15 protein-coding genes are annotated in these 21,758 nt (G+C 36.1%); 12 read left to right on the top strand and 3 right to left on the bottom strand.

The window, feature by feature from the left end:
• The first annotated feature begins 187 nt into the window (after nt 1–187).
• Both rbfA and IEV84_RS04320 read left to right on the top strand, forming a co-directional pair.
• On the top strand, nt 188–580 hold the full coding sequence (rbfA, locus tag IEV84_RS04325; protein ID WP_188492761.1) for a 30S ribosome-binding factor RbfA: 393 nt from the start codon (nt 188–190) through the stop codon (nt 578–580).
• Between the two features lie 3 nt (nt 581–583).
• Nucleotides 584–1,783: an ABC transporter permease gene (locus IEV84_RS04320; RefSeq protein ID WP_188492759.1), complete on the top strand. Its 1,200-nt coding sequence runs from the start codon at nt 584–586 to the stop codon at nt 1,781–1,783.
• Nucleotides 1,784–1,794: 11 nt separating this feature from the next.
• On the opposite strand, the gene IEV84_RS04315 is transcribed toward IEV84_RS04320, so the two are convergent.
• Both IEV84_RS04315 and dusB read right to left on the bottom strand, forming a co-directional pair.
• Nucleotides 1,795–2,103 (bottom strand): hypothetical protein, encoded by a 309-nt coding sequence (locus IEV84_RS04315; protein ID WP_188492757.1) that lies wholly within the window; start codon nt 2,101–2,103, stop codon nt 1,795–1,797.
• Between the two features lie 114 nt (nt 2,104–2,217).
• Entirely contained in the window at nt 2,218–3,210 is a 993-nt protein-coding gene (gene dusB / locus IEV84_RS04310; RefSeq protein WP_188492755.1) for a tRNA dihydrouridine synthase DusB, read from the bottom strand.
• Nucleotides 3,211–3,434: 224 nt separating this feature from the next.
• Here dusB and lepA point away from each other — a divergent pair, with 224 nt between their 5' ends.
• Both lepA and IEV84_RS04300 read left to right on the top strand, forming a co-directional pair.
• Nucleotides 3,435–5,231, top strand: a complete 1,797-nt coding sequence (gene lepA, locus IEV84_RS04305; RefSeq protein WP_188492753.1) for a translation elongation factor 4 — start codon at nt 3,435–3,437, stop codon at nt 5,229–5,231.
• Nucleotides 5,232–5,382: 151 nt separating this feature from the next.
• Nucleotides 5,383–6,339, top strand: a complete 957-nt coding sequence (locus IEV84_RS04300) for a helix-turn-helix transcriptional regulator (RefSeq protein ID WP_188492751.1) — start codon at nt 5,383–5,385, stop codon at nt 6,337–6,339.
• Nucleotides 6,340–6,380: 41 nt separating this feature from the next.
• Here the strand turns inward: IEV84_RS04300 and IEV84_RS04295 are convergent, their stop codons facing one another.
• On the bottom strand, nt 6,381–6,860 hold the full coding sequence (locus IEV84_RS04295; RefSeq protein WP_188492749.1) for a DinB family protein: 480 nt from the start codon (nt 6,858–6,860) through the stop codon (nt 6,381–6,383).
• A gap of 177 nt (nt 6,861–7,037) precedes the next feature.
• Between IEV84_RS04295 and thiL the strand changes: the two genes are divergently transcribed.
• The 8 genes from thiL (at nt 7,038) to IEV84_RS04255 (ending at nt 21,696) form a co-directional block, all read left to right on the top strand.
• Nucleotides 7,038–8,084 (top strand): thiamine-phosphate kinase, encoded by a 1,047-nt coding sequence (thiL, locus tag IEV84_RS04290; RefSeq protein WP_188492748.1) that lies wholly within the window; start codon nt 7,038–7,040, stop codon nt 8,082–8,084.
• A 746-nt stretch (nt 8,085–8,830) separates the two neighbouring features.
• Nucleotides 8,831–11,824, top strand: coding sequence for a SusC/RagA family TonB-linked outer membrane protein (locus IEV84_RS04285; protein ID WP_229732591.1), 2,994 nt, complete (start codon nt 8,831–8,833; stop codon nt 11,822–11,824).
• A 37-nt stretch (nt 11,825–11,861) separates the two neighbouring features.
• Nucleotides 11,862–13,475, top strand: a complete 1,614-nt coding sequence (locus tag IEV84_RS04280; RefSeq protein WP_188492746.1) for a RagB/SusD family nutrient uptake outer membrane protein — start codon at nt 11,862–11,864, stop codon at nt 13,473–13,475.
• A 25-nt stretch (nt 13,476–13,500) separates the two neighbouring features.
• The gene (locus IEV84_RS04275) at nt 13,501–14,619 is read left to right on the top strand and encodes a SusE domain-containing protein (protein ID WP_188492744.1); all 1,119 of its coding nucleotides are present in this window, start codon (nt 13,501–13,503) and stop codon (nt 14,617–14,619) included.
• A gap of 65 nt (nt 14,620–14,684) precedes the next feature.
• Nucleotides 14,685–17,987 (top strand): alpha-amylase family glycosyl hydrolase, encoded by a 3,303-nt coding sequence (locus IEV84_RS04270; RefSeq protein WP_188492742.1) that lies wholly within the window; start codon nt 14,685–14,687, stop codon nt 17,985–17,987.
• 2 nt (nt 17,988–17,989) lie between these two features.
• Nucleotides 17,990–18,682, top strand: coding sequence for a glycoside hydrolase family 78 protein (locus tag IEV84_RS04265; protein ID WP_188492740.1), 693 nt, complete (start codon nt 17,990–17,992; stop codon nt 18,680–18,682).
• 11 nt (nt 18,683–18,693) lie between these two features.
• Complete coding sequence (locus IEV84_RS04260) at nt 18,694–20,565, top strand: glycoside hydrolase family 13 protein (RefSeq protein WP_188492739.1); 1,872 nt, start codon at nt 18,694–18,696, stop codon at nt 20,563–20,565.
• A gap of 66 nt (nt 20,566–20,631) precedes the next feature.
• Nucleotides 20,632–21,696 carry a formylglycine-generating enzyme family protein gene (locus IEV84_RS04255; protein ID WP_188492737.1) on the top strand — a complete coding sequence of 355 codons (1,065 nt, stop codon included), beginning with the start codon at nt 20,632–20,634 and terminating at the stop codon, nt 21,694–21,696.
• The last annotated feature ends 62 nt before the right edge of the window (nt 21,697–21,758 follow it).

The raw sequence follows: 21,758 nt of genomic DNA, 5'->3' as shown, positions 1-21,758 counted from the left end.
CAACTTGCTTTGAATTTGCCCTAGCCCCGATAGTCCCGAAACTTCGGGAGAAAATCCTTTTCCTGTCTCTTCTTTAGAGACAGGAAAAGATTGAAACGAATAGCGGGAATAGCTTCTAAAAAAACTTAGACTATTTAGGTTTTCTTAATTTTGCTTATTTAATGCTTAAAAGTAGTATTTTTGCAGTATGGAAACAAACAGACAGAAAAAAATAGGCGGAGTTATCCAAAAAGACTTAGTGGATATTCTTCAAGGTGAAGTGCGAAAAAATGGAGTGAGTAATTTGGTTATCTCGGTATCAAAAGTATCGGTAACTACTGATTTATCTGTGGCCACAGTATATTTAAGCATTTTCCCTCAGGAAAAAGCACAGGAAACTTTGAACGGAATTAAATCGAATACACCGTTAATTAAACACGATTTGGCTCAAAGAGTTCGCAAACAATTACGCAGAGTTCCTAATTTGGTTTTCTTTATTGATGACTCATTGGACTATATCGAAAAAATTGACAATGCGTTGAAAAACCAGGAAAACCCAATTGAAAACAGGGATTTATTAGAAAAAAGAAGACAGTTCTAGCACTTGAATTTTCCATTATACATAGCCAAACGCTACATTCGCAGCAATAGTAAAAACAATGCTATCAATATTATTAACCGCATTGCGAGCATGGGAATTATTGTTGGTGCCATGGCTTTGTTTGTGGTATTATCGGTTTTTAGCGGGCTGAAAGTTTTTAGTCTTTCGTTCAGTAACGACATTGACCCTGATTTAAAGATATCGAGTACTTTAGGAAAGTCTTTTTTTGTTACTCCCGAACAAGAAACCGAAATCAGGAAAATTGAAGGTGTAGCGGCTTATTCTAAAATTATAGAAGAGCGCGTTTTATTTACTTTTGACAACAAACAGGAAGTAACTTACCTTAAAGGCGTTGACAACAATTACTCCAAAGTTAACAATGTCAACAAAATTCTCTACAACGGTCAATGGCTTGAAGACAATACTTATCAGGTAGTTGTTGGTTTTGGTTTTGTCCAAAAACTTTCTTTAGGATTACTGGACTTCAATAAACATCTGGAAGTTTTAGTCCCAAAAGCCGGCAAAGGCAATATTGAAAGTGCCGAAGAAGCTTTTAATTCATCGGAGATTTTCCCAATTGGCATTTATGCGATTAATGAAGATTTAGATTCCAAATATGTTTTTGCAAACTTAAGTTTAGCGCAAGAATTATTAGAATACAAATCCAATCAGGTTTCGGGAATTGAACTCAAAGAAAAACCTAATTCCGATGAAGCCGCCATCATCGAAAAACTAAACAGCATTTTTAAGGGAAAAGTAACCGTTAAAAACAGAGCCCAACTCAACGAATCTTTATACAAAATGCTCAATACCGAAAATATAGCGGTGTATTTGATATTTACCCTTGTGATTATTGTTGCACTTTTCAACTTAATTGGCGCATTGATTATGATGATTCTGGACAAAAAAGGAAATTTAAAAACCCTTTTTAATCTGGGAACCGAAATCAAAAATCTACGTAAAATATTCCTGCTTCAAGGCACTTTATTGAGCCTTTTTGGAGGACTTATTGGTCTGGCTATAGGAATTATAATTGTGCTTTTACAACAACATTTTGAGTGGATTATGATTACTCCAACTTTAGCTTACCCAGTAGTTTTTTCACTTGAAAATGTATTAATTGTAATGGGAACAATTGTTTCTCTGGGTTTTATTGCTTCACTTATTGCAAGTAGCCGAGTAAGTGAGAAGTTGTTAGAATAAACATTTTTAAACTAACTTCTTTTATATAGAAACCACAACAACAATAAACTTGTTATGAAAAATAACTGCGGCCAGCTATTTTTAAATCCTGCTTTTATATTTGAAATAAAATTTTCTCTATCGTATTTTAACTGATGTATCGAATTTAAAAAGAAGTATAATACAGATAAAACCAAAAGAATTGTTGAAACATCATCACGCATCTCTCTTGTGTATTCTTTTCTAAAAAACAGCCTACAGGAAATAGAAACAATCCATAAAAAAAAGACAACACGTCCAAATACAACTATATATTTACTTTTTTTCTCTGGATTTCCCATAATTATTTCGAGTATAGATTAATTTATTTTGTAAATATAAAACTATTAAATCAACAGCTTGGAATCGCTTCAAATTTATTCAAAAAAACTAACTGACAGTTGTTTAAAAGATCATTAAACCACCTCATAACCCGAATACGCCTCTTCAATCTCATTCAAAACAGCGAATAATTCTTCAGGGTGATCCAGAGTAACCAGTTTTTGTTTATAGGTTTTAAACGAATGAATTCCTTTGAAATAATTGGTATAATGCGGGCGGGTTTCTACAATTCCTAATCGTTCTCCTTTCCATTCCATTGCCCAGGTTAAGTGATTGCGAACGGCTTCTACTCTATCAGAAACAGTTGGTTTAGCCAAATGTTCTCCTGTTTTGAAGAAATGCTTGATTTCGTCAAAAATCCATGGATAACCAATAGCAGCACGACCAATCATGATTCCGTCAATTCCGTATTCATTTTTATAATGCAATGCTTTTTCCGGCGAATCAATATCTCCGTTTCCAAAAATAGGCATAGTAATTCTCGGATTATTCTTCACTCTGGCAATGTGCGACCAGTCGGAATGACCTTTGTACATTTGCGCACGGGTTCTGGCGTGAATACTTAAAGCAGCAACACCAATATCCTGCAAACGCTCAGCAACCTCATCAATATTAATCGAATTATCATCCCAGCCCAAACGGGTTTTTACCGTCACCGGAAGATTAGTACTATCAATTACCGCTTTAGTCAAACGCACCATCAAATCCACATCTTTCAAAACTCCGGCACCGGCACCCTTACAAACCACTTTCTTTACAGGACATCCAAAGTTGATATCAATCAAATCCGGATTCACAGTTGTAACAATTTTTGATGATAAAGCCATCGCTTCTTCGTCACCACCGAAGATTTGAATTCCAACAGGGCGTTCGTAATCAAAAATATCCAGTTTCATTCTGCTTTTGATGGCATCACGAATTAATCCTTCCGAAGAAATAAATTCAGAGTACATCATATCGGCTCCGTGCATTTTACACAAACGACGAAATGGCGGATCACTCACGTCCTCCATAGGTGCTAATAACAGTGGAAAATCCGGTAATTCTATGTTGCCAATCTTAATCATCTTCTCAATTTTGCTGCAAAATTACGTTTTTTAGATGAAACGATAAAAGAAGAAACAGGAAAGACTTCGTTATAAAGCGTTTAGTTTATAAATTATAAGCTTTGAAGCTATTGAATTTAGCGTATATTTGCAGATTAATTGCCTTGTTTTTTAAGGTTAGATTTGGGCTTTTGCTACAAAAACGACTCGACTTGGCATGTGATAAATATTGATACAAACTGAAGATGAAACAGATAAGAAATTTTTGCATTATTGCTCATATTGACCACGGAAAAAGTACTTTGGCAGACCGTTTGCTTGGGGCAACTCAAACCGTTACGGCTCGTGAGGAAAAAGCGCAGTTACTGGACAACATGGACTTGGAGCGCGAACGTGGGATTACAATTAAGAGTCACGCGATACAAATGGAATACACTTACAAGGGAGAAGAATATATTCTGAACTTAATTGACACTCCTGGACACGTGGATTTTTCGTATGAAGTTTCTCGTTCCATTGCAGCTTGTGAAGGTGCTTTGTTGATTGTAGATGCAGCACAAAGTATTCAGGCGCAAACCATTTCAAACTTATACTTGGCTTTAGAAAATGACCTGGAAATTATTCCGGTTTTGAATAAAGTAGATTTACCATCAGCTAATCCTGAAGAGGTAAGTGATGATATTATTGATTTATTAGGATGTAAATTAGAAGATATTATTCATGCTTCAGGGAAAACCGGTTTTGGTGTCGAAAATATTTTAGCTGCCATTATCGAAAAAATCCCTGCTCCAAAAGGAAATAAAGAAGAACCACTTCAGGCTTTGATTTTCGATTCTCATTATAATCCGTTCCGCGGAATCGAGGTTATCTTCCGTGTGGTAAACGGAGAAATTAAAAAAGGGCAAAAAATCAAATTCATGGCTACCGGCAATGAATATTTTGCTGACGAAGTAGGAACATTGAAATTAAACCAGGTTCCTAAAAATGTGATTTCGACCGGAGATGTAGGTTATTTAATTTCAGGAATTAAGGAGGCAAAAGAAGTAAAAGTAGGTGATACGATTACCGATGCCAAAGTTCCTACCACTAATATGATTACCGGTTTTGAGGATGTAAAACCAATGGTTTTTGCCGGAATTTACCCTGTTGACACCGAAGACTATGAAGATTTGCGTTCTTCGATGGAAAAACTACAACTGAACGATGCTTCGCTTGTTTTTACTCCTGAAAGTTCGGCGGCTTTAGGTTTTGGTTTCCGTTGCGGATTCTTAGGAATGTTGCACATGGAAATTATCCAGGAACGTTTAGAGCGTGAATTTGACATGACTGTAATTACTACAGTTCCTAACGTTTCGTATCATGCGTTTACTAAAAAAGAACCGGATACCATTCTAATTGTAAACAATCCTTCCGACTTGCCGGAACCATCAAAACTGGACAGAGTTGAAGAACCGTTCATTAAAGCAACCATCATTACCAAAGCCGATTTCGTGGGTAACGTAATGAGTTTGTGTATCGAAAAACGCGGCTTGATTACCAATCAGACCTATTTGACAACCGATCGTGTGGAATTGAATTTTGACATGCCACTGGCTGAAATTGTATTTGATTTCTACGACCGTTTGAAAACCGTTTCTAAAGGATATGCTTCTTTTGATTATTCTCCAATTGGAATGCGAACTTCTAAATTGGTTAAACTTGATGTTCTTTTGAACGGACAAAATGTAGATGCCCTTTCCGCTTTGATCCACGAAGACAACGCCTACAACATTGGTAAAAAAATGACTGAAAAATTGCGTGAATTAATCCCAAGACAGCAATTTGACATCCCAATTCAGGCGGCAATTGGAGCTAAAATCATAGCTCGTGAAACGATTAAAGCACTTCGTAAAGACGTTACTGCCAAATGTTATGGTGGGGACATTTCTCGTAAGCGTAAACTTTTGGAAAAACAGAAAAAAGGTAAAAAACGTATGCGCCAAGTAGGAAACGTTGAAATTCCTCAAGAAGCGTTTATGGCGGTTTTGAAGTTGAATGACTAGATTTTTTTAGAAAATAGAATAAAGAGTAAAGAATATAGAGAAGACCTGATGATGAAAATTGTCAGGTTTTTTTGTTTTGAGCAAATTTATAAATATCTATAAACTTAGTAACTTAGCTTCTCAAAAAACTCAGAAACTTCAAAAATAAAAAATGGACGAAACCCCAAAACGATTTGACCGCATTGTTGCTATTTTAATTCAATTGCAATCCAAAAAAATTGTAAAAGCACAGGAATTGGCGAATCGGTTTGATTGTAGCTTACGAACCATTTATCGTGACATTCGTACACTAGAAGCTTCGGGAGTTCCTATTTATAGTGAAACTGGCGTTGGTTATGCTTTAATGGAAGGTTATAGATTGCCGCCGGTCATGTTTAGCCGTGAAGAAGCCAGTAGTTTTATTGCTGCCGAAAAATTAATGCAGAAATTCACAGACGAAACTCTGGGAAATCATTATGCTTCGGCGATGTACAAACTAAAAGCGGTACTTCGAAGTGATGATAAAGATTGGGTTTCAAACATTGAATCGAATGTTTTGATGCAATCTTCAGAGAAGCTTTTTAATGACAAATCGCCAAATACTTTAGCCACTCTTTTTGAAAGCATTGCCGAAAAAACACAAGTTGTTCTTTCTTATGAGACTTTTAATTCTGATCAAATTACAGAAAGGAAAATTGAACCCGTAGGTGTTTTTCATGATAACAACAATTGGTATATGTTAGGTTATTGCCATTTACGAAAAGATTATCGTCAGTTTCGGGCTGATCGCATTCATGGAATTCAAAAAACAGAAACTTTATTTTCATTAGAACACAATTCATTAGAAACCTATTTGGATAAAAACAAAACTGTCCCTACTACTAAAATCCGAATTCTTGTAGAGAAAAAAATCGTAAAATATTTGGCTTACGAACGAAAATACTACGGCTTTGTTTCTGAACAGGAAATTGATGGAAAAATCGAAATGACTTTTATGTCTCGTGATACTTTGGAAGGGTTTTCACGCTGGTATATGATGTTTGGAGATTATGCTACTATTTTAGAACCCGCAAGTCTAAAAACCAGAATTTTGGAATTACTGGAAATCAACAAACAACGACTTTTATAAAAAACTCCTAAGATGAAATTCACCTTAGGAGTTCGAATAATTTATCTTTCCCAGAAAAAAGGAGGCTCAATATTTAAGGCTCTTAAATAAACATAAGCCTGACCTCGATGATGTACTTCGTTATCAATAAAATATAAAATGTTATGAATAATTGGGAATTCGTATTGTCCAAAAAGATTAAAAGTTTCATTAAAATCTTCAATTGATAACTGCTCCCAATATCTATTAATTTCGTCAGTAGCTTCATCCCATTTTTCAAGATATTGTGCTTTCAAAATCAGCTTTTCAGAAGCTTCAGTATAAGGCTGGATATCGCGATTTACAATTCCTTTGAGCGCCGGAGCCGCAATTGCTAAAAGTTCATCGACTAATTTCGCAAACGGACGCATTCCACCAATTGAAAATTCAAAAAAATCTTTTTCAGGAAACAATTCAATAACCCTGCGTGTTAAGGCACGATGTCCTTGCCAGTGTTTCAATAAATCTTCAGGAGTAATAACTTGAGCTGCTAGTGTTTTCATAATTTTAAAGTTTATATTTTTATTTCTTCAAAAGTAGATACGGCTGGTGACAACAGTTTGTCAGTAGTATTTTCAATTTTTATTTTTTTTATAAAAACTACATCCTCAAATAGATTTCTTTTATATGGTCAAAACCTCTACAACTTTGTATCTTTGCGCCTTTGAAACTTACAAACTATGATCGAAGATAAAAACCCGCAACGCACCAGCATAGCTCAATTGGGCGAATTTGGATTGATAGACCATTTGACTAAAAACTTTGAAATCAACCAGGCTTCTACCTTAAAAGGAATTGGTGATGATGCCGCTGTTTTGGATTTTAAAGACAAAAAAGTAGTGGTTTCAACTGATATTATGGTTGAAGGCGTTCATTTCGACTTGGCTTACATGCCATTGAAACATTTGGGCTACAAAGCTGTCGTTTCAAATGTATCTGACATTTGTGCTATGAATGCGAAAGCTACTCAAATTACAGTTTCTATTGCCGTTTCGAATCGTTTTCCACTGGAAGCTTTGGAAGAATTATTTCACGGAATTACATTGGCAGCCAATGAATACAAAGTAGATGTTATTGGTGGCGATACTACTTCTTCTCAAAAAGGATTAATTATCAGCATTACTGTTTTAGGTGAAGCTGACGAAGAAGAAATCGTATATCGAAATGGTGCCAAACCCACTAATTTATTAGTGGTTACCGGAGATATTGGTGCAGCTTATATGGGATTACAGGTTTTAGAAAGAGAAAAACAGGTTTTCCAGGTCAATCCAAATTCGCAACCTGATTTAGAATTATATACTTATTTAATTGAACGTCAGTTAAAACCGGAAGCCCGCAAAGATGTTCGCACTTTATTGCACGCTTTAGAAATAAAACCAACATCGATGATTGACATTTCAGACGGATTATCATCTGAAATTATTCATTTGTGCAAGCAATCAAAAGTGGGATGTAATTTATATGAAGACAAATTACCATTAGACCCACAGTTTATCAATGTTTGTGAAGAATTTGATATTGACAGTACAACAGTAGCCATTAACGGCGGCGAAGATTACGAATTATTATTTACCATTCCGATTGAAGATTTTGACAAGATCAAAGGAAATCCTAACTTCTCAATTATCGGACACATGACCGAAGAAGCTGAGGGAATCCATTTAGTTACCCGCGCTAACACTAAAATCCCACTAAAAGCAAGAGGATGGAACGCACTTAGCGAATAAAAAATCGACTTATAAGACCACAAGCGGTAATCTGAAATTTGTTTTTGGATTACCGCTTTTTCATACACTATTTTGGTGTAAAAAACCTTCAAAGCAAAAAAACAAAATAAGAATAAATTTACAATATTTTTTTCCCCTTTAAAACATCCAAAAAACGGAATTACAAATCAAATGAGAAGAACCAATTACAACTATCCCTGATAGTATTAAAGGAATTAAACAAAAAAACTCCTGTATAATCAAGCCATTCGGCACTTATTGAATAAAGCCGTAATTTGGCTATTAATTATTCATCCAAAAAAAGGGAATTCTCTGTCTTTCTACAACTTATACAACACTCTTTTCTGAATTATTTTTTTGACCTAAAATTTTATTAAGAATATATTTATTCGTAACTTATATTATAATTTACACAATTAATCCAATAAATAATTGTACAATAAACAATTATTTGTTTATTAAATTAACTATTTATCAACAGGGCTAAAAATAACTGAAACTCAATTTTTCAACTACACATTCACTACTTTTTTTGCAACACCAAAAACAACAAACCATTGATTTTCAGTGTATTTACAATGAAAAAATCACTCATTTAACTACATTTTTATTGTTGTTAAAATTGAGGCTGTTAAATCCATATAATTTTACATTATCGAAATCGAAATAGTGTTACCAAACTAAAAACGAAAAGCGCATAACGATTTTGTAAAACCAAAATTATTAACAACCAAAAACAAAAAATTATGGTCAAAATGAAAAACAGCATGTATTACATTTTACTACTATGTAATATGCTATTTATTGTACCAAACCTGGTTGCTCAAACTGCAACTAAAAAAATTTCCGGTCTTGTTGTAGATCAAAAAGGAGAACCACTAATTGGAGCAAGTGTATTAATCAAAGGAACAACCATTGGTACAATAACAGATGTAAATGGTGCCTTTAGCTTACCGTCAACAGGCAACTCCCCTGTATTGCAATTTTCTTTTATCGGATTTGCTTCGAAAGAAGTTCCGGCTAATGAACAAAATCTTCGGGTAGTTCTTACTGAAGATCTTAATGAACTAAAAGAGGTCGTAGTACAAGTAGGTTATGGTACCGTGAAGAAAAAAGACGCAACGGGTTCAGTATCCCAAATCTCAGCCAAAGAATTCAACAAAGGAGTCAACGTAACTCCGGAGAGTTTAATCAGTGGTCGTATTTCGGGTGTTAATGTAACCGGTGGCGGAGCTCCCGGAGCAAAAGCCGATATCAGAATCCGTGGAGGTTCCTCTTTATCAGCATCAAACGAACCCTTAATTGTATTGGATGGACTTCCTTTAAGCAATGCCGTGCCAAGTGGTGCGACAAGTATTCTTTCTACAATCGATCCAAATGATATTGAATCGTTTACGGTTTTGAAAGATGCTTCTGCAGCGGCAATTTACGGTTCACGTGCTGCTAATGGTGTAATTGTTATTACTACTAAAAAAGGAACTAAAGGCGGAGTGAAAGTAAATTTCAGTTCACAATTAGGTGTGAATACGGTAGCCAATCAGGTAGATGTTTTAACTGCTGATCAGTTTCGTGCATTAGTAAACGAGAAAGGTTCTGATGCTCAAAAAGCTTTATTAGGAACAGCTAATACAAACTGGCAGGATGAAATTTTCCACACCTCATTAACCATGAATAACAACATCTCTGTAAGTGGTGCTTTGTTTAATAAGTTACCAATAAGATTATCTGTAGGGAATGTTGATAATTCGGGGCTTTTAAGAAATACTTCTTTTGAGAGAACTACAACTTCTATCTCTTTAAATCCTGTTTTATTTGATAATCATTTACGAATTGACATTAGCGGAAATATGTCTTTTGGTAAAAATCAATTTCAGGACGAAGGAGCTGTAATAGGAAGTGCAATAGGTTTTGACCCAACTCAGCCGGTTTATGACGCCAATTCCCGTTATGGAGGTTATTTTGAATGGTTAGAACCTAATGGAAATTTACCTTTATTACCAGCAAGAAATCCTGTATCAAGACTCAATCAGGATGAAAGAAGAGCTACTTCTACCAGAAAATGGGGGAATATCAGATTAGATTATAAATTGCATTTCTTCGAAGATCTAAGAGTAGTTGCTGAAGCGGGTATTGATAGATTTGATAGCAAAGGATATACTGAAGTGAGTACGCAAAGTCCTTTAGGATTCCAGCCGAATGCTTTTACTTCAGGTAACTGGGTCAATTTAGGAAATTACTCCCGTTATACTGATATGCTTCAAAATAAAAACCTAAATACTTACTTTAATTACACTAAAGATGTAGGCAAGTTTAAAATTGATGCAACAGCGGGTTACAACTATCAATTATTCCAAAAAGAAAAATACGAATCTGGAGAAACCAGACAGCCAAATCCTAAAGAAGACGTTATTACAGATCCGAATATTAACCTTCAATCTTATTTTGGACGTTTGAATTTAGGGTATGATAGCCGTTATTTATTAACATTAAACTATAGACGAGACGGAACTTCCCGTTTTTCTGAAGCTAACCGATGGGGGAATTTTGCAGGAGCTGCTTTTGCATGGAATGTTGCCGAAGAATCTTTCTTAAAAGACAATGAAACTTTATCAAGCTTAAAATTAAGAGTTGGTTACGGAACAACAGGACAACAGGATATTTCGGCTCAGTATGATTACTTACAAAGAGTAACGCTAGGCACAATAAGCTCACAGTATATTTTTGGAAACACCATTTATTCAACTGCCAGACCGGAAGGTTACAATGAAAACATCAAATGGGAAGAATTAGCCGAGATGAACCTTGGTATTGATTATGGTTTTTTTAATGATAGAATCACAGGTTCGCTTAACTATTTTGATAAAAAATCAACCGATTTATTAGCTGAAATTGCCGTTCCTGACGGAGCTAACATTAGAAATCAAGGTTTCTTTAATATTGGTAGCGTAAGAACCAAAGGAATTGAGTTTAACATTCAGTCTGATATTATTAAAAATGATAATCTGACTTGGAATCTTGCTTTCAACACCACTTATATCGATCAAAAAATTGACCAGTTAGGAATTACAGTTCCTGGTTTTCAAGGTTATTTTACAGGAGATAACATTGCCGGTGGTGGTGGAAATAAAATCCAAATCAACTCGGTAGGGTTTACACCTAATTCGTTTTTTCTATACGAACAGTTGTATGATGCCAATAAAAAACCAATTGCAGGAGCTTATGTTGACAGAAATGGCGATGGACAACTAGATGATGGTGATCGTTACAGAGCTAATAAACCGGCACCAGACTATACTTTTGGTTTATTCTCAACGGTAAACTACAAAAATTTTGATTTCACAATGAACTGGAGAGCCAGTTTAGGAAACTATATTTTTGATAACGTAAGTTCTAATTTAGGCTATTCAGACGCTGGTTTAAGAAGACAAACCGATTTGTCTAACGTAAGTACTGATTACCTTAATACAGGCTTCACTTTTGAAGATAATGGTACTTCAAGATACCTGTCTGACTATTATTTAAAAGATGCTTCTTTTATAAAACTGGACAACGTAACCATTGGCTACACTTTTGATAAAAAAGTATTTAAAGTGGCTTCAGTACGATTTACAGCAGGAGTTCAAAACGTTCTTGTACTTACAAAATACAACGGTTTAGACCCGGAGAAATTCAACGGAATTGATAATAATGTGTATCCAAGAGCAAGAACTTTCTTGTTTGGAGTTAATGCGAATTTCTAATTACTAAACTGAAAAACAAATTTTAAAAAGAAATAAAATGAAAATAGCATTTAAACATATATCTTATTTTTTCCTGTTGATTTTAGGATTAAATATGGCGCTTACTTCGTGTTCAAACGACTTAAACGTAACACCCGACGATGACGATGAATTTTTATCGGAAACCTTTTTTGAAAATCCGGAATCTTACAAACAAGTATTAGCTAAACTATATGCCGGTTTGTATGTGGGAGGAAATGATGGTGATGGAACGGCAGATATTGCCGGACTTGGAGGTGACTTCAGTAGTTATTTAAGATTGTTGTTTGTGGTACAGGAATTACCAACTGACGAAGCCATTATTGCTTGGGCCGATGGAACTTTACCTACATTAAACACCCAAAACTGGTCACCTGCCAATGAATTTTTAGCAGGAACTTTTTCAAGAGCTTTCTATCATATCAGTGTGGCTAATGAATTTTTAAGACAAACAACGGATGAGAAATTAACAGCCCGAGGTGTTGATGCAAGTCTAAAAGCTGAAATTGCCACTTTTAGAGCCGAAGCCCGTTTCTTAAGAGCATTTTCATACTATAATTTAATGGATTTGTTCGGAAATGTGCCTATTACTACTGAGAATGACCCAGTTGGTTTTTTCTATCCGGAACAAAAAACAAGAGCCGAAGTTTTTGCTTTCATCGAATCGGAATTAAAAGATTTGGATAACAGCCTTGCCGCTTCAAGAACCAATGAATACGGAAGAGTGGATAAAACGGCAGCTAAATTTTTATTGGCAAAAATCTATTTGAATTCTAAAGTTTATACCGGAACCGACAGATTTAATGAGGCCGGAACTGTTTGTGCTGACATCATCAACAATTCAGGATATACTTTTGCAAATGTTCCGTATCGTTATTTATTCTCCGCTGATAATAATACCAATGGTGCTCAAAATGAATTTATTTTCCCAATTGTAAGTGACGGAAACGCTATTAGAGCAACCGGTGGTGGTATGAGTTTTATTTTGCACGCCTCTATCGGAGGAAGCATGGATGCCGCATCCAGAGGTATGGACGGAGGATGGTTTGGAATCAGAACCCGCAAAGAGTTTGTTGCTCTTTTCCCTGACGCCACTGCCACCGCCGACAAAAGAGGTACTTTTTATACCGATGGACAAACACTGGATATTGCCAATATTGGAACTTTTACCAATGGATATGCGGTAACAAAATACATCAACAAAAAAGCAGATGGTACTGCGGCTCAAAGAAATGATATTCCGGATACTGATTTTCCAATGTTTAGATTATCTGATGTTTACTTAATGTATGCCGAAGCAACCGTTAGAGGAGCTGCTTCAGGAAATACGGCAACAGCTGTGGGCTACATCAACCAACTGAGAGACAGAGCCGATGCTCCATCGATAAGTGCTTCCGACTTAACTCTTGATTTTATTCTGGATGAAAGAGGACGAGAATTATTCTGGGAATGCCACAGAAGAACCGATTTAATTCGTTTTGGAAAATTTACCGGAGGAAGTAAAATCTGGCAATGGAAAGGCGGAACCGTAAATGGTACTGCAACTGAATCCTACAGAGATTTAATGCCTATTCCTTCCCGAATTATTCAGGCAAACCCAACATTAGAACAAAACACAGGCTATACCAACTAATTTTTTAATTTACAAAACGATGCAATTGAAAAATATATCTAAAATAGTAATCGCGTTTATTAGCATCTTAGCCGTTTCATGTAACGCTGATGATGTCGATAACAGACCCGTTCTGGAGAGTGTTTCAGCTCCCGAAATGACCTTACCCCTAACAGGAAAAACATTTGTACTTACCGAAAACAATGCTAACAACGAAGCCGATTTGTTCAAATGGACTGCTGCGGAATATTCTCATGATGTAGTGGTTAGTTATACATTGCTTATCGATGCAAAAGATGGCGATTTTACCAATGCTCAAACATTAGCAAGCACAAGTGATATTAGTCAGGCATCTGTTAGTGTAAAAACGCTAAATCAGGCTGCAATTGAACTTGGTGCAGTTCCCGGAACCGCTAAGTTGTTTGATGTAAAAGTAAAATGCAATGTTGCAGGAAGTACAGCAATGGAAACAGAAGAAACAATTACCATAAGCATTACTGCCTATTCCGGATTACTGGCTTATCCATTTACCGACTGGTATTTAGTAGGAGATGCCACAGTTGCTGACTGGAATAACAACAATGGAAACCAACCAATGTTTAGAAGCGGAAGCAATGCGAAACTGTATAAATACACCGGTTATTTCAAAGCAGGCTACTTCAAAGTAATTTCAACTTTAGGAAGTTGGACACCGATGTATGGTATGGGCGATGGAGGAAGTCTTGTGTACAGAGCAACAAATGCTGATGCCGATCCGGCAAGTTTCAACATTCCAACAGCGGGTTATTATACCTTTTCAATGAATCTACAAACCCTGACTTATACTTTGGTTCCTTATAATGCTTCAGCGGCAACCACCTACACAACCATTGGTTTTATAGGTTCTTCAAGAACAGGAACTGATGCAGGATGGGGAGAAGATACTGATATGGTTCAATCCACTTTTGACCCTCATATCTGGACACTGACCATCAGTTTATTTGACGGAAAAGGTAAGTTTAGAGCTAATAACGCCTGGGATGTAAACTGGGGTGGTGATACTGCTTTTTCAGGATACACCGCTAACGGAGCCAGCGGAGGTGATATTCCGGTATCCAAATCAAAATACAAAGTCTATTTTAATGATTTAGACGGAAGTTATCTGATGTTACCTAATCAACAATAATACTTTTTGTTCAATATAAAAAGGGTTGCCTTTAACCGGGTAACCCTTTTTTAATCCAACTATTTATGAAAAAAATTACTTTGTTTTTTTTATTGTTGTCATCAATTTGTATTGCTCAATTTACCACTACTCCTTCCCCTGCAATTGCAAATGCAAATGTTACTCTTAATTTTAATAAAACAGGAACTCCTTTAGCAACTTATTCGGGTACGCTATACGCTCATATTGGTTTAACCGTAAACGGAACAAGATGGCAAAATGTAAAAGGTAGTTGGGGAAACAACACCACACAACCCGCCTTAACACTAGTCTCCGGAAGCAATTATAAACTAGAAATAACTCCTGATTTATATAGCTTTTTTGGTATTCCAACATCAAGTGCCATTACTGAAATTTGTGTAGTCATTAGAAACGATGCCGGGACTATGCAAACAGCAGATACCTTTTTTAATGTAGGCGCTTTTCAGGCAACATTAACCGCTCCTTTGCAAAATAGCTCTACAATCATTACTTCCGGGGAAAATTTTACCATATCGGCTGCAAACACAAATGGGAATGCCAACTATACTCTTTCGGCTAACGGAATTAATATTAATTCAGTGACTACAGCCGCATATAGTTTTACACATTCAAACATAACCACAAACCAAAATTATGTATTGGAAATTACTCAGGGAACAACAACCGTAACTAAGAAATTTGGCGTTATTGTTAATCCGGGGACTATTTCTGAAACTATGCCTTCTGGTTTGGAAGACGGCATCAACTATAATAATTCCGATACTTCTAAAGCAACTTTGGTACTGGATGCTCCTTTAAAAGATTTTGTTTATGTAGCCGGTAGTTTTAATAATTGGCAACCCAATAATAACTATGCCATGAAAAAAGACCCAGTTTCAGGAAAATTTTGGTTAGAATTAAATGGTTTGACATCCGGAACAAAATACAGCTATCAATATTGGGTTGTTGATGCAACTCCTCTGGCAAATTCTCCTGCTATGGTCAAAACAGCCGATCCTTATTCCACTTTAGTTTTATCGCCTTTTGATGATCCTGCAATTCCGGCCGCATCCTATCCTAACTTACCGTCTTATCCAACAGCTCAAGAACGTGAAGTTACAGTTTTACAAACTGGACAATTGTCTTATCCGTGGAGTGCTGCTACTACTAATTTTGTGAAACCTGAAAAAGAAAAATTGGTGGTTTATGAAGTTCTAGTCAGGGATTTTGATGCAAAAAGAAACTATCAAAGTTTAATTGACCGAATTGATTATTTCAAAAATCTGAAAATAAACGCCATTCAATTAATGCCGGTAATGGAATTTGAAGGCAATGAAAGTTGGGGCTACAATACTTCTTTTCACATGGCTTTGGATAAATTTTATGGAACATCCGATAAATTAAAAGAGCTTATCGATAAATGCCATCAAAACGGAATTGCCGTAATTCTTGATGTTGCTTTGAATCATGCCTTTGGCAGAAATCCAATGGTGCGCATGTGGATGAATGATCCTGACAGTGATGGTTGGGGAAGTCCTTCAACTGAAAATCCTTATTTTAATACGGTGGCGAAACATTCGTATAATGTTGGCGAAGACTTTAACCATCAACAATCCAGAACCCAATATTATGTGCATCGTGTAATCAAACATTGGATTGAAGAGTATAAAATAGATGGTTTTCGATGGGATTTAACCAAAGGTTTTACGCAAAACTGTACCGCATCGGATGAAAGTTGTACCAATGCTTACCAACAAGACCGGGTGGATGTTTTAAGATCCTATGCCGATTATTCCTGGAGTTTAGACCCAACGCATTATACTATTTTTGAACATCTGGGAACCGATGCCGAAGAACAACAGTGGGCCAATTACAGAGTTGAAGAAACACCTAGCAAAGGAATTATGTTATGGGGAAAAATGACCAATGAATACAATGAACTTTCTATGGGATATCCTTCAAACATTGCAAGAATGAACAGCAACAGCAGAGGTTTTAGCAAAAACAGATTGATGGGTTATGCCGAAAGTCATGATGAGGAACGCCTGATGTATAAAAATTTACAATTTGGAAATAATAGCAATGCAACTCATAATGTGCGAAACCTAAATACGGCATTATCCAGAATGTCGGCTGTTGGAGCAGTTTCCTTATTGATTCCCGGGCCTAAAATGATTTGGCATTTTGGCGAATTAGGCTATGACGATTCTATATTTACCTGTAATAATGGCACTGTAAATTCTCCAACAGATGTTAGCTCTGGCGATTGTAAATTAGACACCAAACCACAAAACCAATGGACAAATAATTGGCTGAACAATGACAATCGATTTAAAATTTATGCCGACTGGTCCAAAATAATCAAACTAAAAACTCAGGAAGCTGTTTTTTCGGGAACAGCAACCATTACAAATTCCAGTTCATTAACTAAAAACATCAAAATATCAAATACTTCATTGCTAGCCAATAGTTTGAAAGAGGTAGTAATTCTGGCTAATTTTGATGTGACAACTCAAAATGTAGCCACCGGATTTCCTCATACCGGAGAATGGTACAATTTGATGGATAATACAACATTGAATGTAACCAATGTAAATGCTCCTATTGCAATTCCGGCCGGTCAATTCCGAATTTACGGCAATAAACCCGCTTTTTCAGCTGATGTTCCATTTGCATTGCCATCGGATAATTTTACTGTCGAATCCAAATCAGAAACTTGTGCCAATAAAAACAACGGCGAAATAAACATTTCAGCAGCGCAGACTTACAATTATACAGCTCGCATCAACGGAACAAATTACAATTTCACAAACAGTCTGAACGTTCCCAACTTAGCTTCAGGAAATTACACGGTTTGTATTACTATCGATGGAAAAACCTTCGAACAATGTTTTAATGTAACCATAAACAAAGGCGCTTCTTTAACTGCTAAATCGACATATTCTTATAATAAAATTGCTGTAGAAATTACCGAAGGAACGCTTCCTTATCAAGTTTTTCTTAATGACAGTCCGCAATTTGAAACCGATTCGGCTAATTTTACTGTTGCCGTACAACAAGGAGATGTACTGCTGGTAAAATCGGCTAAACCTTGCGAGGGAATGTACACCAAAAAGATAGTTGGCGAAATAGAAAATACTATTGGCTATCCTAATCCTGCTCAGGATTTGTTTACAATTTTGACTCCAACTTCTACTAAAAAAGTAATCATCGAATTGTATTCATCTGCCGGACAATTAATTTCAAAAGAAGACTATGTTGTAGTTGACCAAAAAACACAGCTTAATCTGGAAAAATTAGCCAGTGGAATCTATATCGCCAAAGTATATTTAGAAAATCCTGTACATATAACCGTCATAAAAAAATAAACATGAGAAATACAATCTATTCCGTTTTCATGAGTTTGCTGTTGTTTTCTTGTGGCAGTGATGATTCAGCAACAGGGGAAACTAAAAATACAGCTCCGGGTATTCCGGCATTAGTAGCTCCGGCAAATGCTACCCTTTGTATTGACAATGCGGTTAATTTTGCCTGGAATGCCTCAACTGATGCAGAAAACAATCCTATTGTTTATCAGCTACAAATTGCAACTGATAACCAATTTACACAAATTGTGAAAACAGCCGAAGGAGCAGCAATTGGGCAAACAATAACTTTAACCAAAGGAACGGCCTATTATTGGAGAGTAAAAGCAACCGACAGCAAGAATGCCTCCAGCAATTATTCAGCAACCTATAGTTTTTATACCGAGGCTACGGCTGTGACCAATCATTCACCCTTTTTGCCTCAATTGTTACAGCCGGAGATTAATTCTTTCGTCAATTCGGCAACGGTCAGTTTAAAATGGACAGCAACTGATGTTGATACTGATGATATTCTTAGCTACGATGTGTACCTGGGAACGGCAAATCCTCCTGTGACAAAAGTGGGAAGCAATTTATCAACGACTTCCCTGACGATAAACTCCTTGCAGAATGCCACAAATTATTATTGGAAAGTAGTGGTAAAAGACAATAAAGGAGCAGAAACAGTTGGTCAAATTTGGCAATTTAAAACGAATTAATTTCTACAAATATGAATCTTAAAGAATATAATAAAAAGTCGAGAATAGTAAAGGCAGTCATGCTGTTACTGCTTTTGTTTTCATTAGACACTATTGCTCAAATTCAAAGGGTGGAACCTGCGTTTTGGTATGCCGGAATGCATAATCCTGAACTACAAATTTTATTTTATGGTAAAAATATTGCCGAAAATGAAGTGGCTGTTTCCAATGGAATTGCAATCAAAGCCATTCAAAAAACAGAAAACCCAAATTATCTGTTTGTGACTATCGACACAAAAGACGTTCCGGCACAAGAGCTGCTATTTTCATTTTCGAAAAACAAAAAAGTAGTTTTTACTAAAAAATATGCTTTAAAACAGCGAAGAGAAAATTCCGCTTCACGCAAAAGTTACGATGCTTCGGATATGATTTATTTGATTATGCCGGATCGTTTTGCTAATGGAAATCCAAAAAACGACAGCCAAAAAACACTGACTGAAAAAGCAAACAGAAACAATCCGTCCGGAAGACACGGCGGTGATATTGCAGGAATTATTCAAAATTTGGATTACATAAAAGAATTGGGAGCTACGGCACTTTGGTCAACACCACTTTGCGAAGACAACGATGCTCAGGGTTCTTATCACGGATACGGTCAATCGGATGTGTATCAAATTGATTCCCGTTACGGAACGAATGAAGATTATCTGAAATTATCATCCGAATTGCATAAAAGGGACATGAAACTCATTATGGATTATGTGACCAATCATTGGGGAGCACAACACTGGATGATAAAGGATTTACCAACCTACGATTGGATTCATCAATTTCCCGGATATGCGCAAACCAATTATCGAATGACTACTCAATTTGATCCTAATGCTTCTAAAATGGATGCTAAAATGTGTATGGACGGCTGGTTTGTTCAATCCATGCCCGATCTGAATCAATCGAATCCATTGGTGTTGAATTATTTGATTCAAAATGCCATTTGGTGGATTGAATATGCTGATTTAGATGGATTTCGTGTAGATACTTATTCCTATAATGACAAAGAAGGAATTGCCAAATGGACTAAAGCCATCACCGATGAATACCCTAATTTTAATATTGTGGGTGAAGTTTGGATGCACGATCAGGCTCAAATGGCGTATTGGCAAAAAGACAGTAAAGTGGCTGCGATTCAAAATTATAATTCCTATTTACCCAGCGTAATGGATTTTACGTTACACAATGCAACCAGCGTGGTTTTCAACGAAAATCAGGCAGATTGGAATAACGGACTTATTAAAATCTATGATAATTTCACCAATGATTTTCTGTATCCAAATCCAAATAACTTGTTGACTTTTGTTGAAAATCACGATACGCAACGCTTTAACGAAATCTACAAAAAAGACTTTAAAAAATACCAAATGGCAATGACGCTACTTGCCACTGTACGTGGAATTCCGCAGTTGTATTATGGCTCTGAAATTGGTATGGCAGGTAATAAAAACGAAGGCGATGGGGCAATTCGTCTGGATTTTCCCGGAGGTTGGCAAGGTGACAACAACAATGCTTTTGTCAAAAATGAACGAACTGCTCAGCAACAACAATTTTTTGATTTTACCTCCAAATTATTTCAATGGAGAAAAACCAATGAAGCGGTACATTTTGGAAAAATGACACATTATATTCCCGAAAATAATCTCTATGTCTATTTTAGATACACTGATAAGAACGCCGTTATGGTGATTTTAAATAACGGATTGAATTCAAGAAAAGTCGAAACGAAACGTTTTGAGGAAAACATAAAAGATTTCAAATTAGGGAAAGATGTTCTGACCAACAAATCATTTGATTTAAAAGCAGATTTCAGTATCGAAGCACAATCAGTTTTGTTGTTAGAATTGGAATAAAAAAGTAGTAGTTTTGTCTGGTACTATATTTCAGGATAGTACTTTTTAGATAAACACTATGATGGTATGAAAATAAACAAATGGATTATTGGGATTTTGTTGGTTGTTATTGGTGCTTGCAATAACAAAGAGCAACTTATCAAAGAACAGCCAGAAAATGTAGTTACCCCTAAAAATATGGTTTGGGTTCCGGGAAATACTTTTACACAGGGAGCAAAGGAAAACGACCGATTGGCATTAGAGCATGAGAAACCGGCTCATAGTGTGAGTGTAGATGGCTTTTTTATTGACATTACCGAAGTCACCAATGCCAGTTTTAAAAAATTTGTTGATGAAACGCATTATGTAACTACTGCCGAAAGATCTATTATATGGGAAGAATTCAAAAAAAGCCTGCCGGAAGGAACGCCAAAACCGGCCGATTCATTATTGCAACCGGGTTCTTTGGTTTTTAATGATAAGGTAAAGAATGTTACCAATTATACTGACTTTCGCCAATGGTGGAAATGGCAAACTGGAGCGAATTGGCGTCATCCCGAAGGGAAAAATTCCAACATCATAGGAAAGGATAATTATCCGGTAGTTCACATTTCTTATGAAGATGCTCAGGCTTATTGCAAATGGGCAAAACGCAGATTGCCCACAGAAGCTGAATGGGAACTGGCAGCTATGGGGAATTTAAAAAACAGCATTTACACTTGGGGAGATGACCAATCAAAAATGGATAAAAAAGCCAATACCTGGCAGGGAGATTTTCCAAATTACAACGCTAAAAGTGATGGTTATTCGGCTTTAGCGGCGGTAAAATCATTTGCTCCAAATTCTTTAGGGATTTATGATATTGCCGGTAATGTTTGGGAATATACCAAGGATTGGTATAATGTGAATTATTATCAGGAGTTGATTTCAAAAGGAGAAACCACACACAATCCACAAGGTGCAGCTGAAGCTTTAAACCCAAATAATCAATATGAAAAAGAAAAAATCATAAAAGGAGGTTCTTTTTTATGTAACGAATCCTATTGTTCCAGTTTCAGGATTTCTGCCCGAATGGGAATGGCAGAAGGTTCCAGTTCGAACCATGTTGGTTTTAGGACAGTTATCGATTTAAAAATGCTTCAAAAGGATTGATTTTGAAAAACTAAAACTATAAAACCGTCCCGTTTTAAAAAAAGCGAGACGGTTTTTTTTGT

It is taken from the genome of Flavobacterium palustre, assembly GCF_014639535.1.
GTDB lineage: Bacteria > Bacteroidota > Bacteroidia > Flavobacteriales > Flavobacteriaceae > Flavobacterium > Flavobacterium palustre.
This window is presented reverse-complemented; position numbering and strand designations above follow the sequence as displayed.